General features: G+C 72.1%; 19 protein-coding genes and 1 pseudogene. 11 read left to right on the forward strand and 9 right to left on the reverse strand.

Translation table 11 applies throughout. The features are described 5' to 3' along the window. A pseudogene (locus AB0B86_RS06240) lies at nt 1–286 on the forward strand (hypothetical protein); the annotation flags it as partial. Between the two features lie 173 nt (nt 287–459). Here AB0B86_RS06240 and AB0B86_RS06245 read toward each other — a convergent pair. The 4 genes from AB0B86_RS06245 to purS all read right to left on the reverse strand — a co-directional run bounded on the left by AB0B86_RS06245 (nt 460) and on the right by purS (nt 4885). Then, nucleotides 460–1215 (reverse strand): 2-phosphosulfolactate phosphatase, encoded by a 756-nt coding sequence (locus AB0B86_RS06245; protein ID WP_357411573.1) that lies wholly within the window; start codon nt 1213–1215, stop codon nt 460–462. A gap of 4 nt (nt 1216–1219) precedes the next feature. Then, nucleotides 1220–3874 (reverse strand): phosphoribosylformylglycinamidine synthase subunit PurL, encoded by a 2655-nt coding sequence (gene purL / locus AB0B86_RS06250; RefSeq protein ID WP_357411492.1) that lies wholly within the window; start codon nt 3872–3874, stop codon nt 1220–1222. 67 nt (nt 3875–3941) lie between these two features. Next, complete coding sequence (gene purQ, locus AB0B86_RS06255; RefSeq protein ID WP_357411494.1) at nt 3942–4625, reverse strand: phosphoribosylformylglycinamidine synthase subunit PurQ; 684 nt, start codon at nt 4623–4625, stop codon at nt 3942–3944. After that, a complete protein-coding gene (gene purS / locus AB0B86_RS06260) occupies nt 4622–4885 on the reverse strand; it encodes a phosphoribosylformylglycinamidine synthase subunit PurS (protein WP_030491392.1) in 264 nt (87 codons plus the stop codon). The genes purQ and purS overlap by 4 nt, the downstream gene beginning before the upstream one ends. 355 nt (nt 4886–5240) lie before the next feature. Between purS and AB0B86_RS06265 the strand changes: the two genes are divergently transcribed. Both AB0B86_RS06265 and AB0B86_RS06270 read left to right on the forward strand, forming a co-directional pair. Beyond that, complete coding sequence (locus tag AB0B86_RS06265) at nt 5241–5924, forward strand: DUF1986 domain-containing protein (protein ID WP_357411496.1); 684 nt, start codon at nt 5241–5243, stop codon at nt 5922–5924. 24 nt (nt 5925–5948) lie between these two features. Continuing rightward, nucleotides 5949–6509, forward strand: a complete 561-nt coding sequence (locus AB0B86_RS06270) for a YbjQ family protein (protein WP_357411499.1) — start codon at nt 5949–5951, stop codon at nt 6507–6509. Nucleotides 6510–6651: 142 nt separating this feature from the next. Here the strand turns inward: AB0B86_RS06270 and purB are convergent, their stop codons facing one another. From purB to AB0B86_RS06290, 4 genes are all read right to left on the reverse strand, one after another. Further along, nucleotides 6652–8076, reverse strand: a complete 1425-nt coding sequence (gene purB / locus AB0B86_RS06275) for an adenylosuccinate lyase (RefSeq protein WP_357411501.1) — start codon at nt 8074–8076, stop codon at nt 6652–6654. Between the two features lie 60 nt (nt 8077–8136). Further along, nucleotides 8137–10512, reverse strand: a complete 2376-nt coding sequence (locus AB0B86_RS06280; protein ID WP_357411503.1) for a hypothetical protein — start codon at nt 10510–10512, stop codon at nt 8137–8139. Further along, nucleotides 10505–11542 carry a glycosyltransferase family 2 protein gene (locus AB0B86_RS06285; RefSeq protein WP_357416328.1) on the reverse strand — a complete coding sequence of 346 codons (1038 nt, stop codon included), beginning with the start codon at nt 11540–11542 and terminating at the stop codon, nt 10505–10507. The genes AB0B86_RS06280 and AB0B86_RS06285 overlap by 8 nt, the downstream gene beginning before the upstream one ends. A 175-nt stretch (nt 11543–11717) precedes the next feature. Next, the gene (locus tag AB0B86_RS06290; RefSeq protein ID WP_357411507.1) at nt 11718–13010 is read right to left on the reverse strand and encodes an acetyl-CoA C-acetyltransferase; all 1293 of its coding nucleotides are present in this window, start codon (nt 13008–13010) and stop codon (nt 11718–11720) included. A gap of 55 nt (nt 13011–13065) precedes the next feature. On the opposite strand from AB0B86_RS06290, the gene AB0B86_RS06295 reads away from it, so the two are divergent. The 6 genes from AB0B86_RS06295 (at nt 13066) to AB0B86_RS06320 (ending at nt 19419) form a co-directional block, all read left to right on the forward strand. After that, nucleotides 13066–14421, forward strand: a complete 1356-nt coding sequence (locus tag AB0B86_RS06295) for a 3-oxoacyl-ACP reductase (protein WP_357411509.1) — start codon at nt 13066–13068, stop codon at nt 14419–14421. Between the two features lie 140 nt (nt 14422–14561). Then, nucleotides 14562–15377 (forward strand): MaoC/PaaZ C-terminal domain-containing protein, encoded by an 816-nt coding sequence (locus AB0B86_RS06300; RefSeq protein ID WP_357416712.1) that lies wholly within the window; start codon nt 14562–14564, stop codon nt 15375–15377. A gap of 93 nt (nt 15378–15470) precedes the next feature. Next, complete coding sequence (locus tag AB0B86_RS06305; protein WP_357411511.1) at nt 15471–16223, forward strand: NUDIX domain-containing protein; 753 nt, start codon at nt 15471–15473, stop codon at nt 16221–16223. Continuing rightward, a complete protein-coding gene (locus AB0B86_RS06310; RefSeq protein ID WP_357411513.1) occupies nt 16220–17191 on the forward strand; it encodes a serine/threonine protein kinase in 972 nt (323 codons plus the stop codon). The genes AB0B86_RS06305 and AB0B86_RS06310 overlap by 4 nt, the downstream gene beginning before the upstream one ends. A gap of 9 nt (nt 17192–17200) precedes the next feature. Continuing rightward, nucleotides 17201–18160, forward strand: coding sequence for a hypothetical protein (locus AB0B86_RS06315; protein WP_357411515.1), 960 nt, complete (start codon nt 17201–17203; stop codon nt 18158–18160). Continuing rightward, nucleotides 18157–19419: an adenylosuccinate synthetase gene (locus AB0B86_RS06320; RefSeq protein ID WP_357416333.1), complete on the forward strand. Its 1263-nt coding sequence runs from the start codon at nt 18157–18159 to the stop codon at nt 19417–19419. The genes AB0B86_RS06315 and AB0B86_RS06320 overlap by 4 nt, the downstream gene beginning before the upstream one ends. On the opposite strand, the gene AB0B86_RS06325 is transcribed toward AB0B86_RS06320, so the two are convergent. After that, the gene (locus AB0B86_RS06325) at nt 19407–19901 is read right to left on the reverse strand and encodes an Lrp/AsnC family transcriptional regulator (RefSeq protein ID WP_357411519.1); all 495 of its coding nucleotides are present in this window, start codon (nt 19899–19901) and stop codon (nt 19407–19409) included. The two genes, AB0B86_RS06320 and AB0B86_RS06325, sit on opposite strands and share 13 nt — an antisense overlap. 108 nt (nt 19902–20009) lie before the next feature. Between AB0B86_RS06325 and AB0B86_RS06330 the strand changes: the two genes are divergently transcribed. Together AB0B86_RS06330 and AB0B86_RS06335 are read left to right on the forward strand one after the other, a co-directional pair. After that, on the forward strand, nt 20010–20981 hold the full coding sequence (locus tag AB0B86_RS06330) for an SMP-30/gluconolactonase/LRE family protein (RefSeq protein ID WP_357411521.1): 972 nt from the start codon (nt 20010–20012) through the stop codon (nt 20979–20981). A gap of 59 nt (nt 20982–21040) precedes the next feature. Further along, nucleotides 21041–21673: a DedA family protein gene (locus AB0B86_RS06335; protein ID WP_357416337.1), complete on the forward strand. Its 633-nt coding sequence runs from the start codon at nt 21041–21043 to the stop codon at nt 21671–21673.

Raw genomic sequence — 21673 nt, forward strand, 5'->3', positions numbered from 1 at the left:
GGCCGGCGGGTACGACCAGGGCGGCACCTACGGTCAGGAGCCCCCGGCGCAGCGCGGCGGCTACGACGACCGGGGCTACGACCAGGGCGGCTACGGCGGCCAACCGGCCGGCGGGTACGACCAGGGCGGCACCTACGGTCAGGAGCCCCCGGCGCAGCGCGGCGGCTACGACGACCGGGGCTACGACCAGGGCGGCTACGGCCAGCCGGCCGGCGGTCGGTCCCGACCGGAGACCCCGCCGCCGACCGACCGGGGCAGCCGACGTCTCGACTGGCTTGACGACTGACGACACAGCGCACTGAAGAACGGCCACCCGGAGATCCGGGTGGCCGTTCCGCATTCAAGCGTCACTCGTGGTCAACGAGGTCGTGGCATCCCGCCGGCCCGAACACCACGGCGTCACCCAAGCCGAGTTGATCAATGCAGGCGGGCCGACGCGGCGCGCTGGTTGAGCGGCGGTCAGGCGGCGGAGAAGACGCCCTGGTTGAGCAGCGGCACGACGTCCGAGACGCCGATCCGGACGGCGATGTCCACGTCCTGGGCGAAGCCACTCTCGGTCAATTCCCGCCCGGACACGCTTCCCCGCACCGCCGCTGGCACATCCGGAGTGCTCGCCAGGGCGGCGAGTGCCATGGCGGCCTCCACGGACAGCCCACCCGGCACGCCGGAGAGCGCGTCGAGCACCGAGGCGGCGCCGAGCTGGTCCTCCACCGACGGGCGCAGCGACCCATCCGGCCACCGCTCACCCGAGGCGATCACGCCGATCGGGGCGTCCACGGTGCCGTACCCCTGGCGGCGCAGCCAACGCCCGACGGCCCGCGCGTTACGCAGACACGCCGCGACCACCGGGAGGCCGGTGGCGCTGGCCGCGGCGCTGATGGCGGAACCGTTCGGCGAGGGTAGGACCAGGTCCGCCACCACCGGTGCGGTGCTCAGTGCGGCGGGCGAGAGCGACCACGGATGTTCCGCGCTCACCCGCCGCCGGCCCACCGCCGCGACCGCGCCGACCCGTACCGCGTACTCCGGGGCCTGCTCGCCCCAGGGGAACGGGTGCACCCGGATGCCCCGCGCCACCGCCACCTCGACGGCGGTGGTGAACGACAGCACGTCCACCACCACCAGCGCCGCGCAGACCCGGCCGAGCTCGGCCGCCCCGGTCAGCCCCCAGTCGAACCGGGCACCGGAACCGGGTTGGCCGTAGACAGCGGCCGACAACGCCTCAGCGCTCGTCAGGCGACGGTTCGGTGACACCGGTGTCAGACTCGGCCGCCCCACCGATCGGCTCGACGGCACCGGTCTTCGGGTCAGGCCCCGAAGACGCGATCGGCTCGGAGAGCACCTCAGCCGGGTCGATCCGCTCGGCCGGGGCGACCGGCAGCGGGACGGCCTCGACCGCGCCCGCCACACCGGCTGCCGGCGCGGGCACCTCGACGGCGGTCGTACCCCCGAAGAGGCGCGGCAGCGTCTCGGTGTGCGCGCTGCGCAGCTCGTCCAGGCCGATCCGGAACTGGCCGTGCACCTCGAGCGCACCGCCGGTCGGGTCGGTGACGCCGATCAGCTCGAACGGCACCCCCCGCTCGGCGCAGAGCGCCGCGAACGCCTTGTCGTGGCCACGCGGCACCGACACCAGCGCCCGGGTGGCGGACTCGCTGAACAGGTAGACGAACGGCATCGAACCGTCGGCGAACTGCTCCGGCACGGCGATCCGAGCGCCGACGCCACGCCGCAGACAGGACTCGACAAGGCTCTGGGCGAGGCCACCGTCGGACAGGTCGTGCGCCGAGCTGAGGTGACCCACCCGGGCCGCCTCGGCCAGCAGGTCGGCCAGCGCCTTCTCGCGGAGCAGGTCGACCTGCGGCGGGATGCCGCCGAGGTGCTCGTGCGTCACCCAGGCCCACTCCGAGCCGGACAGCTCGACGTTGGTCTCACCGAGCAGGTAGAGCTGGTCGTGGTCGCCGCCGGGACGCGGGACGAAGCCCATCGGCACCCGGTCGGCCACGTTGTCCAGCACACCCAGCACGCCGACCACCGGGGTCGGGTGGATGGCCGCCGCACCGGTCTGGTTGTAGAAGCTGACGTTGCCGCCGGTGACCGGGATGCCCAGCTCCAGGCAGCCGTCCGCCAGGCCGCGCACGGCCTCGGCGAACTGCCACATCACGCCCGGGTCCTCCGGCGAGCCGAAGTTGAGGCAGTTGGTGACGGCGATCGGCTTCGCGCCGGTCACCGCCACGTTCCGGTACGCCTCGGCCAGGGCCAGCTTGGTGCCGTTGTACGGGTCGAGCCGGGCGTACCGGCCGTTGCCGTCGACCGACAGCGCCACACCGAGTCCGGTGCGCTCGTCGATCCGGATCACGCCGCCGTCCTCCGGCTGCGCGAGCACTGTGTTGCCCAGCACGTAGCGGTCGTACTGCTCGGTGACCCACGTCTTGTCGGCCAGGTTCGGTGACGCGATCATGCGCAGCACGGTCTCCCGCAGCGCGTCCGGGTCGGCCGGGCGGGGCAGCGTTTCGGCCCGGTCGGCCTGGAGCAGGATCAGGTCGGCCGGCTCACGCATCGGCCGGGCGTAGACCGGGCCGTCGTCGACGAGCGAACCCGGCGGCACATCGACGACCAGGTGGTCCTGCCAGGTGATCAGCAGACGACCCGGGCGGCCGTCCGGCTCCGGTGCGGTGACCTCGCCGATGGCGGTGGCGAGGACGCCCCACTTCTCGCAGGTCTTGAGCACCGCGTCGAGCTTGTCCGGCTCGACGACGAGGAGCATCCGCTCCTGCGACTCGCTGGCCAGAATCTCGTGCGGGTCCATCGACGGCTCGCGCAGCGGCACCCGCTCCAGCCAGACCCGCATGCCGGTGCCGGCCGCGGCGGCGGTCTCGGTGAGCGCGCAGGTCAGGCCGGCGCCGCCGAGGTCCTGGATGCCGACGACCAGCTGGCCGTCGTACAGCTCCAGGCACGCCTCGATCAGCAGCTTCTCGGTGAACGGGTCACCGACCTGCACGGCGGGGCGGCGGGCCTCGCTGCCCTCGTCGAAGGTGGCACTGGCCAGCACCGAGACGCCGCCGATGCCGTCCCGGCCGGTCTTGGCGCCCATCAGCACGACCACGTTGCCGGGGCCGGCGGCGGCCTTGTTCTGCAGCCTGTCGACCGGCAGCACGCCCAGGCAGAGCGCGTTGAGCAACGGGTTGCCCTGGTAGGACGGGTCGAAGACCAGCTCGCCACCGATGTTCGGCAGGCCGAGGCAGTTGCCGTAGCCGCCGACGCCGGCGACGACGCCGGTGAGGACCCGGGCGGTGTCCGGGTGATCCGCAGCACCGAAGCGCAGCGGGTCCATCACCGCGACCGGGCGGGCACCCATGGCGAGGATGTCCCGGACGATGCCGCCGACGCCGGTCGCCGCACCCTGGTACGGCTCGACGAAGCTCGGGTGGTTGTGCGACTCGACCTTGAAGGTCACCGCCAACTCGTCGGAGACCTGCACGACGCCGGCGTTCTCACCGATGCCGGCGAGCAGCCGGTCGCTGTGCGGGGCCTTCTCACCGAACTGCCGCAGGTGCACCTTGCTCGACTTGTACGAGCAGTGCTCGCTCCACATGATCGAGTACATCGCCAGCTCGGACTGGGTGGGCCGGCGGCCGAGGATCTGCCGGATCCGGTCGTACTCGTCGTCGCGCAGACCCAGCTCGGTGTACGGCTGAAGCTCGCCCGGGGTGCCACCGGCGCGCGGCACGGTGTCCACGCCCTCGGTCCAGACGGCAGCGGCCGGCTGGGCGGGAGCGGTCGCGGGTGCGACCGGCTGCGCCGGGCTCGGCTCGGTCGGCTGCACCGGGGCGGAGTATGCCTCCGGGGTGTCGCGTACCGGGTCCGGATGGGTGGTCATGACCTCTCCTCGCTGCGCTCGCGCCCGCCAGAGATGCGGTTGAGCTGACCGATGATCGTGCCGCCGGTCACGCCGGCGCCCCCACCAGGTGCTTGAGGACCGAGGTGAAGAAGCCGAGGCCGTCAAGCGAGGGGCCGGTGAGCGCCTCCACCGCGTGCTCGGGGTGCGGCATGATGCCGACCACGTTGCCGGCGGCGTTGGTGATCGCGGCGATGTCGCGCTGCGACCCGTTGGGGTTGCCGCCGACGTAGCGCGCGACCACCCGGCCCTCGCCTTCGAGCTGGTCCAGCGTCGCGGTGTCGGCGACGTAGCAGCCCTCGCCGTTCTTGACCGGGACGAGCACCTCCTGGCCGGGCTGGAACGTGTTCGTCCACGCGGTCCCGGCCGACTCGATGCGCAGGACCTGGTCCCGGTTGCGGAAGTGCAGGTGCTGGTTACGGGTGAGCGCGCCGGGCAGCAGGTGCGCCTCGCAGAGGATCTGGAAGCCGTTGCAGATGCCGAGCACCGGCAGACCGCCCCGGGCGGCGTCCACGATCGTCTCCATCACCGGGGCGAACCGGGCGATGGCACCGCAGCGCAGGTAGTCGCCGTAGGAGAAGCCACCGGGCAGGACGACGGCGTCCACGCCGTGCAAGCCCGGGTCGCCGTGCCAGAGCCGGACCGGCTCAGCGCCGGCGATCCGGACGGCCCGGGCCGCGTCCCCGTCGTCGAGCGAGCCGGGGAAGGTGACCACACCGACCCGGGCGGTCACGAGCGGGCGTCCGCGGTCTCGTCGGCCTCGACCAGGCGAACGGTGAAGTCCTCGATGACCGGGTTGGCGAGCAACTTGTCGGCAATCTCCCGAGCGCGGTCCAGGTCCGGTTCACCGGTGAACTCGATCTCGATCCGCCTGCCGATCCGAACCGAGGCGACGTCACCGACGCCGAGCCGGGGCAGCGCGTTTGCGACGGCCTGGCCCTGCGGATCGAGGATCTCGGGCTTGAGCATGACGTCGACGACGACGCGAGGCACTGGGCACTCCTGACTGTGTACGCAGTTGGGTGCCGACCCACAACGGGCGAGCGCAGCCAGCCTACCTGGCAGATATCGCCGCGGACGCACCGGCCGGGTGCAGTTCAGGCAGTGATCAACATTACCGGCGCTCAGGGTGACCCATCGGGCGCGACACGCGGCCTCAGCAGGACATATACAGCGCTACAGCGAGCCAAATCGTTACATAGAGCAACATTGATCGAATCCTTGATAACGACCACCCCGCACCCTACTGTACATCGACGTAAGTCGATTCAGGCGTCGGCGGGACCCCTCGCTGCCGCCCATCCGCGCCCGGCGACCCCGGGCCCGCCCCGTCCAAGGAGTCCACCCGATGCGCATCCGCCCCCTGCTCGCCGTACTCAGCACCGCGCTGGTCGGCGCCCTCGGCGTCCCGTCCGCCGCGTCCGCCGCCCCCGCCGGCCCGCAACCCATCATCGGTGGCGGCACCGTCTCGTCCGCCCCCTGGGCCGCCGCGGTGTTCAGTAACGGCTCGTTCACCTGCTCCGGCAGCGTCATCGCCGCCCAGTGGGTGCTCACCGCCCGGCACTGCATCAGCGGCACCATGTCGGTGCGGGTCGGAAGCGTCAACCGCACCTCCGGCGGGGTCACCCGCACGGTCAGCGCCACCTACACCCGCAACGACCTCGCGCTGATGCGGCTCTCCAGCACCGTCAGCACCTCCGCGGTGTCCCTGGCCAGCAGCAACCCGCCGATCAACTCGACGAACTCGATCTACGGCTGGGGCATGACCTGCTACAGCGGTTGCTCGGCGTCCACCCAGTTGAAGACCGCCACCGTCCGGGTGACAAGCAACAGCGCCACCGACGCGTACGGCGGGCAGGCCATCCGCAGCACCCGGATCAACGGCAACGCGTGGCGCGGCGACTCCGGCGGCCCGCAGTTCTACAACGGCCAGCAGGTCGGCGTCGCCTCCACCGCCGACGGGTCGAGCATCCAGAACTACGGCAGCGTTGCGTACAACCGGGCCTGGATCACCTCGACGGCCGGTGTCTGACGGTTAACGCCCGACGCGACGCGGATGGTCAGCCACGTGCCGGCCGTCCGCGCCGCGTCGTTTTGCAGCATCCGATCAGGTGAACAATGCACACGATCGGGTCGCGCCACTCCTGACAGCATCGGAAACGTGCTGGTCGTGACGACAGAGCAACTGCCCGGCTACGAGATCCGCCAGATTCTCGGTGAGGTGGTGTCATCGATGGCCAGGACGCGCAACCCGTACCGCGAGGGGGTCAAGAACCTGCGCGGTGGCGCGTACGACCCGATGGCCCCGGACAACCTCACCCGGTGGCGCACCGACTCGGTGACCCGCCTCGGCGAGGAGGCCCTGCGGCTCGGCGCGAACGCGGTGATCGGCATGCGGTTCGACAGCCGGGACTGCGGTGAGATGTGGATGGAGATCTGCGCGTACGGGACGGCAGTGGTCGCCGTACCCGTCATGCCGGAAGTCATGCCGGCCGACCAGCCGGCGGTCGCTGCGGAGACCGCCACCGACCCGGCCTTCGCCGAGTCCCTCGGCGGCATCGCCGAACCGGCGAGCGCCCCCAACCTCAGCACAGCCGCAGAAACCCCAAACCCCTAACCCACCCCACCCCACCCACCCACCCAACCCACCGTTGATCATGAAGTTATTGCCACGACACGCCGGTGCGGAGGGCAATAACTTCATGATCAACGGGACCTAGGCGGCCCGGCCGAGGGTGGGGGTGGGGGTTCGGGGTGGGTTAGAGGATGGGGGGTGGGGTGTAGGTGGCTGCGTCCGGGTGGGCTGTCACCACTGCGGTGATCCGCTTGGTTACCGCTGCCACCTGGGCCTGGGCGGCACCGACGAAGGCGCTGCGGTCGGCGACCAGGGTGTCGATGTCGGCGCGGGACAGACCCAACCGACCGTCGGCGGCCAACCTGTCGAACAGGTCGTTCTCCGGGGAGCCCTGCTCGCGCATCGCCAGGGCCACCGCTACCGCGTGCTCCTTGATCACCTCGTGGGCGACCTCCCGGCCGACGCCCCGCCGGACCGCCGCCACCAGGATCTTGGTGGTGGCCAGGAACGGCAGGAACCGCTCCAACTCCCGGTTGATCACCGCCGGGTACGCGCCGAACTCGTCGAGCACCGTCAGGAACGTCTGGAACAGCCCGTCGGCGGCGAAGAACGCGTCCGGCAGGGCGACCCGGCGGACCACCGAGCAGGACACGTCCCCCTCGTTCCACTGGTCGCCGGCCAACTCGCCGACCATCGACAGGTAACCCCTGATGATCACGGCGAAGCCGTTCACCCGCTCCGACGAGCGCGTGTTCATCTTGTGCGGCATCGCGCTGGAGCCGACCTGGCCCGGCTTGAAGCCCTCGGTCGCCAACTCCTGGCCGACCATCAGCCGGATCGTGGTGGCCAGCGACGACGGCGCGGCGGCGGTCTGCGCCAGCGCGGCCAGCACGTCGAAGTCCAGCGAGCGCGGGTAGACCTGCCCGACGCTGTCGAGCACCCGGGAGAAGCCCAGGTGCTCGGCGACGCGGCGCTCCAACTCGGCCACCTTGTCGGCGTCGCCGTCGAAGAGGTCGAGCTGGTCGGCGGCCGTGCCGACCGGCCCCTTGATCCCGCGCAGCGGGTACCTGGCGATCAGGTCTTCCAGGCGCTCGTACGCGATGAGCAGCTCCTCCGCCGCCGACGCGAACCGCTTGCCGAGCGTGGTGGCCTGCGCGGCCACGTTGTGCGAACGGCCGGTCATGACCAGCTCGGAGTGCTCGTACGCCAGGAAGGCGAGGCGGGCCAGGGTGGCCACCACCCGGTCCCGGACCAGCTCCAGCGAGGCCCGCACCTGCAACTGCTCGACGTTCTCGGTGAGGTCCCGGGAGGTCATCCCCTTGTGCACGTGCTCGAAGCCGGCGAGCGCGCTGAACTCCTCGATCCGGGCCTTCACGTCGTGCCGGGTGACCCGCTCCCGCTCCGCGATCGAGGCGAGGTCGACCTGGTCGAGCACCCGCTCGTACGCCTCGACCACGCCGTCCGGCACCGACACGCCGAGGTCACGCTGCGCGCGGAGCACGGCGAGCCAGAGCCGCCGTTCCATCCGGACCTTCTCCTCCGGAGACCAGAGGGCGACCAGTTCGGGCGAGGCGTACCGGTTGGCCAGCACGTTGGGGATCGTCGTCACGTACCTCATTGTCCCGCACCCGCCGGCCGCCACCTGGACCGGGCCGGGTTGGCGAGAGCGTCAGGGGCGGTTCAGCTCGTAGACGATGACCGAGCCGGAGACCAACCGGACCTGGGCCAGCCGGGCCAGCTCCGGCGACACCGCCCCCGCCCGGGTGTCGGCGAAGAGCCACCGCACCCCGTGCCGTGTCCGGAGCCGCTCCAGGTCGTCCACGGTCGGCGAGGTGAACACCCGGTCGTTGAACGCGAGCAGTTCCTGATCGGGGAAGTTCTGCCGGGCGTACCCCAGGTTGTCGACACCGTGTGCGGCCACGACGGCGTCGGTGTAGCTCCAGCTCTCCACCACCGTCCGGTGCCCGCCCAGGCCGGTCACCCAGAACGCGCGGGCATCGCAGTGCGGCGTGGTGCGCACCGGCCGGCAGTGCACGTTGGTGGCCACCACGTCGTCGTCGGCGGCGTGCTCGTCCAGCCACAACGCCGCGCGCATCTCGGCGGCGGTGAGGGCGTACGGCTGTGGTCCGCTCACCGGCACCGGTTCGGTGAGCACCGAGCGGACGATCCCACCCACGACGACTGAGGCACTGGCACCGAGCATCGCGGCGGTGACACCGGCCACCGCGAGCGTCGACACGCGCCGACGACCCCACGTCGACGGGACGCGCCGCCGCCACAGGGCTGCCACCCCGACGGCGAGCGCGGCGGCCACCGCCACGAACAGCACGTACCGGGCCGCCGAGAGGCCCAGCACCCGCAGCCACCCCTCGATGGTCGAGGTTTCCGGGGTGCCGGGACGGTCGATCCTCGGCAGGGCGAAACCCGTCACCGTGCCGGCCGTGCCGAGCGCCACCAACGCGCCGGCCAGGGCGGGCACCACCAGCGCCGGCCAGGGTGCCCGGGCGGCGGCGAGTGACCAGGCGGTCAGCACGACACCGACCGGGATGACCCCCATCCAGAAGTAGATCTGGCTGATCGACGGGTGCTGGAAGACCCAGGTGGTGGCGGCGCCGGCCAGCACGGTGCCCGCGAGCAACCAGACGGCACTGTCGATCCGGTGCTCCCGATCGGCGAGCAGGCTCATTCCGACCCACCGGGGCGCCTGACCCAGAATCCACCAGACGACCACCGAGAACGCCAGCAGCCACCCGAGGGCCCCACCGTCGTCGATGCCCGGCGGCAGCGGTGCGTCCGGCCAGATGCCGTCGCCCGCGCCGAGGGTCTCCGCGTACGGTGCGATGAAGTGCAGCAACGCCAACGCCTGCACGCGCAGGGTGGACGCCCCGCCACCGGCGAACAACCGGAAGCCCAGCGCCATCGCCGCCACGAGGCAGGCCAGGGCCACCAGGGCGGGCCGCGGGATGCGTCGGTCCCGCCACCAGAGCACGGCGGCGGTGAGACCAAGGCCGGCGACCAGCGGCGGCAACGCACTCGACTTCGCGCCCGCACAGACCAGCCCGAGCGCCGGGACCATCGCCCAGGCCGGGCCGAGCGACCGCCCCCGGACGGCATCGACGCAGAGACCGGCGAGCAGCAGCAGCGGCACCAGCACGTACGTCTGGGACGGGCTGGCGTACGACAGGGGCATCTCACCGGACACGCCCACGGCTGAGCCGAGCGTGACAGTGCTGCCCGCGAAGCCGGCGACGGCGACGACCGGGCCGGCCCAGGCGGCACCGCTCAGATCACGCGCAAGCCCGGCCGCGAGCACCACGGCGGTACCGATCACCGGCACCAGCCACAGTCGCAGCAGCACCACCGCCGGCGAGATGCCGGTGATCATGCTGCCGCTGGCGATGTGGGCGTCGGAGAGGTAGTGGTAGCGCAGGTCCTCCCCCGCGACGTGCGGCAGCTCGAACGGCATCGCCCGGGTCAGCTCCTGCACGAGCCCCAGGTGGTAGAGCAGATCCTGGTAGTAGCTGCCGTACGCCGGCGGCAGCGGGACCGTCCGCCACTGGACGTACCCCCAGGCCAGCACCACCAGCAGCGCCGCGCCCATCCCCCAGTGCCACACGACCGGCAGGGGACGACGCTCACCCATCCGCCAGTGCCGGCGCAGCCCGGGAACGGCGGCGAAGGCCACGAGTACGGGCAGCGGCCACCAGCGCAGCACTGACTGTTGGCCGATCGCGGCAGCCGACGCCCAGGCGACGATTTCGAGCAGCAGGCCGGTGGCCGCGCCGTAGGCGAGGTCCTCCGGAAGGTTGCCCCGGCTGCCGCGCAGGGCGCGGTGCACGAGCGTCCCGGGCAGCACCAGCGCGAGGACCCAGTACGCGCAGAAGCGGGCAAGGGCGGGGGCGGGCACACCGCCGCGTGACCAGACCAGGAGCAGTGCGGCGAGTACGAGCGCCCACGGCAGTGTGGTGAGGACCGGCAGGAGAACGTTGCGACGCGTCGTCGGCGCCGGGCTGTCGACCCGCTCGGCCACGAGGACGTCAGCCATGGACGCCGACCACCGAGTCCACGTCGGACGTACGCGAGTCGTTCTCGACCCGGCGTCGGGCGACAGTCCCGGTGACCCGGGCCTCGTCGCGGGAGTCGAACCCGACGTGGAAGGCCGGCCGGTTCTGCACTGTGGCGTAGATCCGGCCGACGTAATCGCCCAGGAGGCCGAGGCAGACCAGCTGTACCCCGCTGAGCAGCAGCACCGCGACGAACATCGAGGTCCAGCCGGGGATCGTGGTGCCGGAGACGTGGGCGACCATGCCGAAGACGATCAGGCCGAGGCAGAGCAGGAAGCTCGACATTCCCAGCCAGGTGGCCAGTCGCAGGGGCGCGGCGGAGAAGTTCGCAGTGCTCTCCCAGGCCAGGGCGGCCATCCGGCGCAGCGGGTACTTCGTCTCCCCGGCGGCCCGCGCCGCCCGGGTGTAGCGCACCTCGGCGCTGGGGAAACCGAGAGACGGCACCAGCAGCCGGTAGACCGGGGCGCGCTCGGGCAGCCGGCGCAGCACCTCGATCACGTCGCGGCTGAGCAGCCGGAAGTCGCCGGCCTGGGCGGGCAGGTCGGCACCGACGAGGCGGCGCATGAACCAGTAGTAGCCCCGGGCCGTGTTGCGCTTGAAGGCCGTGTCGGTGCTGCGATCGGCGCGGACGCCGTAGACGACGTCCACACTCTCCTCGCGGGCCACCCGGAGCATCTCGGCGATGGTCTCCGGCGGATCCTGGAGGTCGGCGTCGAGGCTTACCACCCACTGACCGACGGCCCGGTGCAGTCCGGCGGTCAACGCCGCCTGGTGGCCGCTGTTGCGCCGCAGCCGCACGACCCGCATCTGCGGCCAGTCCCGGCCGTTGTCGAAGAGCACCGAAACGGTGTCGTCCCGGCTGCCGTCGTCGACGGTGACCACCTCGTAGTCGACGCCGAGCGCGTCGAGCACCGGCCGCAGCCGGGCGACCAGGGCCGGGATGACCGCGGCCTCGTTGAACATCGGGATGACCACCGACAGGGTGGCTGCCCCGGGGACGACTGACTCCACGGTGATACGGCCCCGTTCCGCACGCAGGAGTGATCGATACCGCGCCGAGGGCGCGTTGACGATCACCGTGGCGTGGCGAAATCTCCACCAGCGGGCCGGTTGCTGAACGGGCCATTAAGGCCTGTCGACCAATGCCGGGGTATGGGGTGACGCGGGACGATAGCCGCGTCTGCGCTCAGCGTTCCAGGATGGCTGTCACGCCCTGACCACCGGCCGCGCAGATGGAGATCAGCCCGCGTCCGGTGCCCTTCTCGGCAAGCATCTTGGCCAGGGTCGCCACGATCCGACCGCCGGTGGCAGCGAACGGGTGCCCGGCGGCAAGCGACGAGCCGTTCACGTTGAGCCGGTCGGTGTCGATCGCGCCCAGCGGTGCGTCCAGGCCGAGGCGGTCCTTGCAGAACTCGGGCGACTCCCAGGCGGCGAGGGTGGCCAGCACCTGCGACGCGAACGCCTCGTGGATCTCGTAGTAGTCGAAGTCCTGCAACGTCAGCCCGGCCCGGGCCAGCATCCGGGGCACCGCGTACGCGGGGGCCATCAGCAGCCCCTCGTCGCCGTGCACGAAGTCGACAGCCGCCGTCTCCGACCAGCTGAACCAGGCCAGCACCGGCAGGTTGTGCGCGGCCGCCCACTCCTCGCTGGCCAGCAGCACCGTGGACGCGCCGTCGGTGAGCGGCGACGAGTTGCCGGCGGTCATCGTGGCGTGCTCGGCGTCCGTGCCCCGGGTGCCGAAGGCCGGCTTGAGTGAGCCGAGCTTCTCCAGGCTGGTGTCGGGGCGCAGGTTCTGGTCGCGGGTCAGCCCCAGGTACGGCGTCATCAGGTCGTCGAAGAAGCCCCTGTCGTACGCGGCGGCCAGCCGTTGGTGCGAGCGCAGCGCCAGCTCGTCCTGGGATCGCCTGTCGATCTGCCAGCGCAGCGCGGTGCGGGCGGCGTGGTCACCCATGGACAGGCCGGTACGCGGTTCGGCGTTGCGCGGGATGTCCGGCTTGAACGGCTGGAGCGGGCGCAACTTCGCCGCGATCTTGAGCCGTTCGCCGAGCGTGCGGGCGCTGTTGAGCTTGAGCAGGGTGCGCCGCATCTCCTCGTTGACAGCGAGCGGTGCGTCGGAGGTGGTGTCGACGCCACCGGCGATGCCCACGTCGAGCTGACCGAGGGCGATCTTGTTGGCGACCAGGATCGCCGCCTCCAGGCCGGTGCCGCAGGCCTGCTGGATGTCGTACGCCGGGGTGTGCGGGTCCAGCCGGGAGCCGAGGACCACCTCACGGGTGAGGTTGAAGTCGCGGGAGTGCTTCAGCACCGCGCCCGCCACCACCTCGCCGACCCGCTGCCCGGCCAGCCCGTACCGGGCGATCAGGCCGTCCAGCGCGGCACCAAGCAGGTCGGCGTTCGACGCGTCCGCGTAGCGGGAGTTGGAACGGGCGAAGGGGATGCGGTTGCCCCCGATGACGGCGACCTTCCGGATGCTCTGCACGATCCGCCTCCTCGCAAAGTGTTGCTCCAACCCTACTCGCCAGTAGGCTACGCCCATGACCGACAGGTACGCGAGCTTCGTCCAATCGGCCGCCGGCCGCGCGCTGGTCAAGCGCCTCGGGCTGCCCGACCCGCCCCGACTGCGTCGGTACCAGCCCGGCGACCCGCTGCTGACCGGGCCGGCCCTGCTCGGCGCGGCCACCGGAGGCCGGCTCACCGAGCCGGTCGGCAGGATCCTGACCACCGCCGGGGTCGAGCTGGCCGACAGTGCCGCCGCCACCGGACCCCAGGATCGGTTCGGCGCCCTGGTGTACGACGCCAGCGGCATCACCGACTCCACCCAGCTCCGCCAGCTCTACGACTTCTTCCACCCGCACGCCCGGGCCGTGCTGCCAAGCGGCCGGGTGATCGTGCTGGGAACCCCGCCGCAGGAGTGCCCGACGCCCCGCGAGGCGACCGCCCAGCGCGCCTTGGAAGGGCTGGTCCGCAGCATCGGCAAGGAGTTCGGGCGGGGCACCACCGCCCAGCTCGTCTACGTGACCCGGGCCGAGGACGGCGTCCTCACCAGCCTCGAGTCGACGCTCCGCTTCCTGCTCTCCGGCCGGTCCGCGTACGTCTCGGGCCAGGTGATCCGGGTCGGCGCGGGCGAGGCGAGCGTCCCGGCCGACTGGGAGCGCCCGTTGGACGGGCAGGTGGTGCTTGTCACAGGCGCCGCCCGGGGCATCGGCGCGGCGCTGGCGAAGGTGCTCGCCCGCGACGGCGCGCAGGTCGTGGCCCTGGACATCCCCGCCGCCGGGGACGCCCTCGCCGCGGTGGCGAACGACATCGGCGGCACCGCCGTCCAGCTCGACCTGACCGCGCCGGACGCGCCGACCCGGCTCGCCGACCACCTGGCCAGCCGGCACGGCCGGGTCGACGTGGTGGTGCACAACGCCGGCATCACCCGGGACAAGACGCTCGGCCGGATGGACGCCGACCGGTGGGACCAGGTCCTCGACGTCAACCTCTCCAGCCAGGAACGGATCAACGACGTGCTGCTGGAGCGGGAATTGATCCCGACCGGCGGGCGGATCGTGGCGGTCTCCTCGATCGCCGGGATCGCCGGCAACCGGGGGCAGACCAACTACGCGACGAGCAAGGCCGGGGTGATCGGGCTGGTCGACTCGCTCGCCCCGAGCCTGCGGGAGCGGGGCATCAGCGTCAACGCTGTGGCGCCCGGCTTCATCGAGACCCGGCTGACCGCGCGCATCCCGCTCGTGGTCCGTGAGGCGGGCCGGCGGATGAACAGCCTGGCGCAGGGCGGGCTGCCGGTGGACGTGGCCGAGACGATCGGCTGGCTGGCCTGGCCGGCAAGCGGCGGGGTCAGCGGGAACGTGGTCCGGGTCTGCGGCCAGAGCCTGCTGGGGGCGTGATGCGGAGCGAGCGGGAGCCGGACGACGACCTTTCCCTGCACGAACTGATCGACGGCCCGACCGAGACGTTGACGGCGGAGACCCTGGCCGCGGCGCTCGAACCGGGGTCGGGCGGTCGCACCCGGGTCGACCTGCCGCGAATGCCGGCGGTAGGGGCGCTGAACCGGCGGGCGCTGCTCGGCGCGCTGCCGGGGCTCGCTGGCGGGCGGCGCGGGCCCGGCCTACCGACTGTCGAACTGGCCGTCGGCGGGGTGACTGTCGACAGGGCACAGTTGGCTGCCTACGACCGGGTCTGCGGGTTTCGGCTCAGTGATCGGCTGCCGGGGACGTTCCCGCACGTCCTGGGCTTCCCGCTGAGTCTGCGGCTGATGACCCTGCCGGCGTTCCCGATCCCTCTGACCGGCCTGGTGCACGTCGGCAACCGGATCGCCGTGCACCGCCCGATCACCTCCGACGAGACACTCGACTTCACCGCGTACGCGGAGAATCTGCGCCCGCACGACCGGGGGCGGCAGGTGGACGTGGTGCTTGTCGGCTCGGTCGACGGCGAGCGGGTCTGGGAGGGCGTCTCGACGTACCTGGCCCGGGACGGCAGGCCGGGCGGCGGCGACCGGGGTGGACGCCCCGAGGCGCCGGTCGGCACGGCTCGCTGGCGGGTGGAACCTCGCGTCGGCACGGAGTACGCGCGGGTGGCCGGGGATCACAACCCGATCCACACCTCCCGGATCGGCGCGCGGCTGTTCGGTTTCCGGCGGCCGATCGCGCACGGCATGTGGAGCAAGGCGCGCTGCCTGGCCGCGTTGGAGAACCGCCTGCCGGACTCGTACGCCGTCGAGGTCGCCTTCAAGCTGCCCGTGCCGCTGCCGAGCACCGTGAACTTCACAGTGCTGCCGGACGGCGGGTTCGCCCTGCACGACTCGCGCGGCCGACCGCACCTGGCAGGTCTCCTGCGCTGACCCGCCCCCGCCGAGCAGTTCGGGCTTGGCAGGGGCGCACTCGTGCGCTAAGTTGTTCTCATATAGAGATGTTCTCACAGTGAGGCAGACGCGATGGGTGAGCAGGAGTTCCTGGACGCGTACGACCCGCGGGCCTACCCGGCGGTCGCGGTGACAGTCGACGTCGTCGCATTCACCATCCGCGCCGACGCGCTGCACCTGCTGCTGATCCGGCGTGGTCAGGCACCCTTCGCGGGGCACTGGGCGCTGCCCGGCGGCTTCGTCCACACCGACGAGGACCTCACCACCGGCGCCCGACGCGAGCTGGCCGAGGAGACCGGGCTCGGCGGTGAAGGGCTGCGCCGCGTACACCTGGAGCAGTTGGGCAGCTATGGCGCTCCCGACCGCGACCCGCGGATGCGCGTCGTCTCGGTCGCCCACCTCGCGTTCGCCCCCGACCTGCCGGACCCGGCCGCCGGCACCGACGCCGACGAGGCGATCTGGCTGCCGGTGACAGCGCTGAGCAGCCGGCAGCTGGCCTTCGACCACGGCCGGATCATCGAGGACGCGCTGGAACGGGCCCGGTCCAAGCTGGAGTACACGCCACTCGCCACCCGCTTCCTCCCGGCCGAGTTCACCATCAGCGAGCTGCGCGCCGTCTACGAGACGGTGTGGGGTCACCCGCTGCACGCCGGCAACTTCCACCGCAAGGTGCTCTCCGTGCCGGGCTTCGTGGAGAGCACCGGCGCCAGCACCGAGCGCGGCGGCAGCCGGGGCGGCCCGCGCGCCCGGCTCTACCGGGCCGGCGACGCCCGCCTGCTGCACCCGGCGCTGCTACGCCCGGCCCGCGAGGAGACGGTGCGATGAGGACCACCGAGGCGATCGGCCTGGTCGCGGCGGCCCGCACCGACGCCGACCTGTTCGGCGCGGACCAACCGGCCCGCCGCTACCGCGAGCTGGTAGCGGCCCTGCACCCCGACCGCCTGCCGGCCGACCCGGCGGTACGCGCCGAAGCCACCGAGGCCTTCATCCAGGTCACCACCCGGTGGCGGGCCCGGCAGGTCACAGTGCTCGGGGACTACCGACTCGGCGAGCCGGCCCACTCGGGTGACCTGGCGGACCTCTACGACGTCGGTGCGGACCGGCTGCTCAAGCTGCCCCGACGGCCCACCGACAACGACCTGATGGCCCGCGAGGCGCACGCGCTGCGCACCATCGCCGAGCGCGGCGACCCGCGCTACCTGCCGTACGTGCCCCGGCTCGTCGACGAGTTCCCGCACCGGGACGCGTCGACCGGCGCGGAACGTCGGATCAACGTGCTGGCCACCGCACCCGGGCTGCATGACCTCGACGCGGTGCGGCGCGCGTACCCCGACGGGTTGGACGCCCGGGACGTGGCCTGGATGTGGCGGCGGCTGCTTGTGGTGCTCGGCCTGGCCCACCGGGCCGGTGTGGTGCACGGCGCTGTAGTGCCGCGACACGTGCTCGTCGAGCCGGACGCGCACGGAGTGGTCCTCGTCGACTGGTGCTTCTCGGCCCCCGTCGGCAGCACGATCCCGGCGCTGGTGCCCGGCCACCAGGACTGGTATCCCCCCGAGGTCCTCCAGAAGCGGCAGTGCGGGCCGGGCACCGACATCTGGATGGCCACCCGCTGCATGACCTGGCTGCTGAACCGCCACGCGCCCCGTGAGCTGCACGCCTTCGCGCAGGGCTGCCAGCAGCACTCCCTGCACGCCCGGCCCGACGACGCCTGGCGCCTGCTGCGCGAACTCGACAGGGTGCTGGACCGGCTCTACGGGCCCCGCACCTTCCGACCCTTCACCCTCACCCCCTAAGGAGCTGTCATGGGCAGTGGAATCTGGTCCACCGACGTGTACGACGCCGCCGACCGTTACCGCCGGTCCACCGGTAAGAGCGCCTTCTCCTACAGCGACAGCGGGGCGCGAACCGTGCACGCCGCGCTCGACCCGCGCGGCGCGATGCGCGAGAGCCGCGACTCCGACGAGCACCCCCGGTCGACCCCCGTCGCCGTGCTCTTCGACGTGACCGGCTCGATGCGCACCGTGCCGCGCGTGCTGCAGACCAAGCTGCCGCAACTGCTCGGCCTGCTGCAACGGCAGGGGTACGCCAGCGACCCGCAGATCATGTTCGGTGCGATCGGCGACGCCACCTGCGACCGGGTGCCGTTGCAGGTCGGCCAGTTCGAGTCGGACAACCGGATGGACGACGACCTCGGCCGGATCGTCCTGGAGGGCGGTGGCGGCGGGCAGATGAGCGAGTCGTACGAGCTGGCCATGTACTTCATGGCCCGGCACACCGCCACCGACAACTGGGAGAAGCGCGGCCGACGCGGCTACCTGTTCATCATCGGCGACGAGCTGGCGTACCAGCAGGTGAAGACCCGGGAGGTGGCCCGCCTGATCGGCGACGACCTGAGCGAGGACATGCCGCTGCGGCAGGTCGTCGACGAGGTCACCCGCCGCTGGGACACCTACTACCTGCTCCCCGCCGGCAGCCACTACGCCGGCAACGCCAAGGTGCTGGACTTCTGGCGGGACCTGCTCGGGCAGAACGCAGTGGTGCTCGACGACCTCGACGCGGTCTGCGAGACCATCGCGCTCACCATCGGCCTCGGTGAGCAGGCCATCGACCTGGACGAGGGCCTGCGCCACCTGGATCACGCCGGCTCCAGCGCCACCGGCACCGTGTCCAAGGCGCTGGCCCGCCTCGGCCGGGGACGGCGGGCCGAGGTGTCGACGCTGCCCGCGTTCCGCGACACCACCGGCGGGGTGACCCGGCTGTGAACCATGTGGCGGTGGTCGACCTCGGCTACGGCGACGCCGGCAAGGGCACGGTGGTGGACTGGCTCTGCGCCACCCGGCCCGTGCACACGGTGGTCCGCTTCAACGGGGGCGCGCAGGCGGCACACAACGTCGTGCTGCGCGACGGGCGGCACCACACGTTCGCGCAGTTCGGTGCCGGCACGTTCCACAGCGGGATCCGTACCCACCTGTCGCGGCACGTGGTGGTGGACCCGCTGGCCCTGGCCGCCGAGGCCGACCATCTCGCCACCGTCGGGGTGACCGACGCGCTCGACCGACTGACAGTCGACGGGGCGGCGCTGCTCGCCACCCCGTACCACCGGGCCGCCAACCGGGCCCGGGAGATCGCCCGGGGAGCCGACCGGCACGGCTCCTGCGGGCTGGGGGTGGGCGAGGCCGTCGCGTACGGTCTCGCCCACCCGGACGACGCCCCCCGGGTCGCCGACTGCCACAGCCCGACGCTGCTGCGCCGCCGGCTGACCGCCCTGCGGGACCGGCTGACCGCCGAACTCGGCCCGCTGGACGCCCCACCGGTCGAGGACTGCCTGCCCGCGTTCACCGGGTTCGCCGGGCGGGTCGCGATCGTCGACTGGAGCTGGCTCGCCGGAGCCCTGCGCGCGGGGACCTGCGTCTTCGAGGGCGCGCAGGGGGTGCTGCTCGACGAGTGGCACGGCTTCCACCCGTACACGACGTGGAGCACCACCACCTTCGCCAACGCCGACAGTCTGCTCGCCGAGGCCGGCCTGCCCGGTGCGGTGACCCGGATCGGGGTGCTCCGGATCGCCACCACCCGACACGGTGCCGGCCCGCTGGTGACCGAGGACCCGGCCCTGCCGTTCACCGACCGGCACAACGCCACCAACCCGTGGCAGGGCCGGTTCCGGTTCGGCCACTTCGACGCGGTCGCCCACCGGTACGCCCTCGCCGCCGCCGGTGGGGTCGACGGCCTGGCCCTGACCCACCTCGACCTCGCCGGCCCTCACCTGCGGATCTGCCGCCGCTACGACACCACCGACCGGCTCACCCCGGGCCCGCCCGGTGACCTGGACCGACAGGCCGCGCTCACCGCCCGCCTGCTGCGCTCCCGCCCGGTCTATGACGACCCGCCGACGGACTGGGCACAGGCGGTGAGCACCGAGTTGGCCGCACCGGTGGTGCTGACCTCGCACGGCCCCACCGCCGACGACAAGACCGCGCACGGCCCGCTGCTCGCCGCGCCGACACTGGTTCACTCGGCCTGACGACTGGCGTCCGGACGGCGCGGCTTGTCGGGCTGCTCGACCACGCTCACCGGGCGTTCGAAGAACGTCTCCAGCACGACCATGGCCTGGGTGCCGGTTACCCCGTCGATGCCGAAGACGCGGCGCAGCGCCGCTTGCAGGTCTTCGGTGGTCGCGGTGCGGATCTTCACCAGCAGGGACGCCGCACCGGCGATGATGTGCGCCTCCTGGATCTCGGGGATGGCCGCAAGCGCGTCCCGGGTAGGGGCGTCGCCCATCCAGGAGTCCGCGCTGACCAGCACGAAGGCCGACACGCCACGGCCCACGGCGGCCGGGTCGACGTCTACGGTGCTCCGGCGGATAACGCCTCGTTCGCGCAGCTTGCGTACCCGCTCATGGGCCGAACCGGCGGACAGACCCACCGCCCTGGCCAGCGTCGCGTAGGACTGGGTGGCGTCGCGCTGAAGCTGTGTGATCAGCGCGCGGTCGACGTCATCTACCACCGGGACACCTTACTGAACGTGATTTGGAAAGACTGCCTGTTGACCAGATGAAGTATGGCAGATATATGATTCTGCCGAATGAGCCCCCGGCGCTGGGGAGGCGCAGCAATGGTCGACACTGTTCCCGCCGAATTCCGCCTGCTGGACGAGCGGTTTCGCAGCTGCGACGGCGACTTCGTTGTCGAACGGCTGCACAGCGGCGCACGTAAGACGGAAGGGCCGGCCTACTTCCCGGCGGGCCGCTACCTGGTGTGGAGCGACATCCCCAACGACCGACTGCTGCGCTGGGACGAGACCACCGGCACCGTCGGTGTCTACCGCCACGGCTCGGGCTACGCCAACGGCAACACCGTGGACCGTCAGGGTCGGCTTGTCACGTGCGAGCAGGGAAACCGGCGGGTCACCCGCACCGAGCACGACGGCACGATCACCGTGCTCGCCGACCGGTTCCACGGCAAGCGGTTCAACAGCCCCAACGACGTGGTCGTCCGCGCCGACGGCACGATCTGGTTCACCGATCCGAGCTACGGCATCCAGGGCGACTACGAGGGCAACAAGGGCGACAGCGAGTTCGGCGGGGCCTGCTACGTGTTCCGCCTGGACCCCGCCACCGGGGACGTACGCGTCGTGGCGGACGACTTCTCCCGCCCCAACGGCCTGGCGTTCTCGGCCGACGAGCAGCGGCTCTACATCGCCGACACCCGGCAGGAGCCCAGTCACATCCGCGTCTTCGACGTCACGGCCGACGGCACCCTGGACGAGGGAAAGATCTTCGCCGAGTGTGACTTCGGCCGGTTCGACGGCCTCCGTCTCGACCATCTCGGGCGGGTCTGGGCGGCGGCCTGGGACGGCGTGCACTGCTTCGACCCCGACGGCACCCTCATCGGCAAGCTGCTGCTACCCGAACCGGCAGCCAACCTCACGTTCGGTGGCCCGAAGCGCAATCACCTGTTCGTCACCGCCGGTACCTCGGTGTACACGCTGCGAGTCACCTTCAACGGCGCCCACTACCCGCCAGCGACGCAACTCCCCGCGGACGCCTCGTCGCCCGCGACAGCGACGGTGGCAGCGCTCGGCTGACCGGTTGCCAATGTCGGCGAAGCGCCACCGACCGCCGCCGCGCCCCCGAGCATGGGGGCATGGACGCCCTGCTCGACCTCCTCCGTGGGACGGTCACGTCGCCGTGGGTCTACCTGTTGATCTTCGGGCTCACCGCTGTCGACGCGTTCTTCCCCGCGGTGCCGGGCGAGGCGGCGGTGATCACCGCTGGGGTGCTCGCGGCGAGCGACGGACATCCCAGCCTGACCCTGGTGATCGTGAGCGCAGCCATCGGCGCGCTCGTCGGCGACCACATCTCGTACGCCATCGGACAGGGCGGAGGCGCCCGCCGGCTGGCCCGCCTGCCCGACGGCAGCCGTCGTCGGGCCAGCTCCGAGTGGGCCCGCCGGGCCGTCGACCGGCGCGGCGGAATCATCCTGACCACCAGCCGGTACGTGCCGGGCGGGCGGACCGCCGTCACCCTGACCATGGGCGCGGTGCGCTATCCCCGCCGGGCGTTCCTGCTCTACGACAGCATCGGCGCGGGCACCTGGGCGGTGTACTGCGGCCTGCTCGGCTACTTCGGCGGGCTCGCCTTCGAACGTGACCCGGTGAAGGGGGTACTGGTCGGGGTGGGGCTCTCGCTGATCGTCACGTTCGGGCTGGAGGGGATCCGGTGGCTGCGCCGCCGAGCCCACCGCCGGGCCCGCCGCCACGCCACCTCCCGGCACTGA

The organism is Micromonospora sp. NPDC049047 (assembly GCF_040649135.1).
Lineage (GTDB): Bacteria > Actinomycetota > Actinomycetes > Mycobacteriales > Micromonosporaceae > Micromonospora.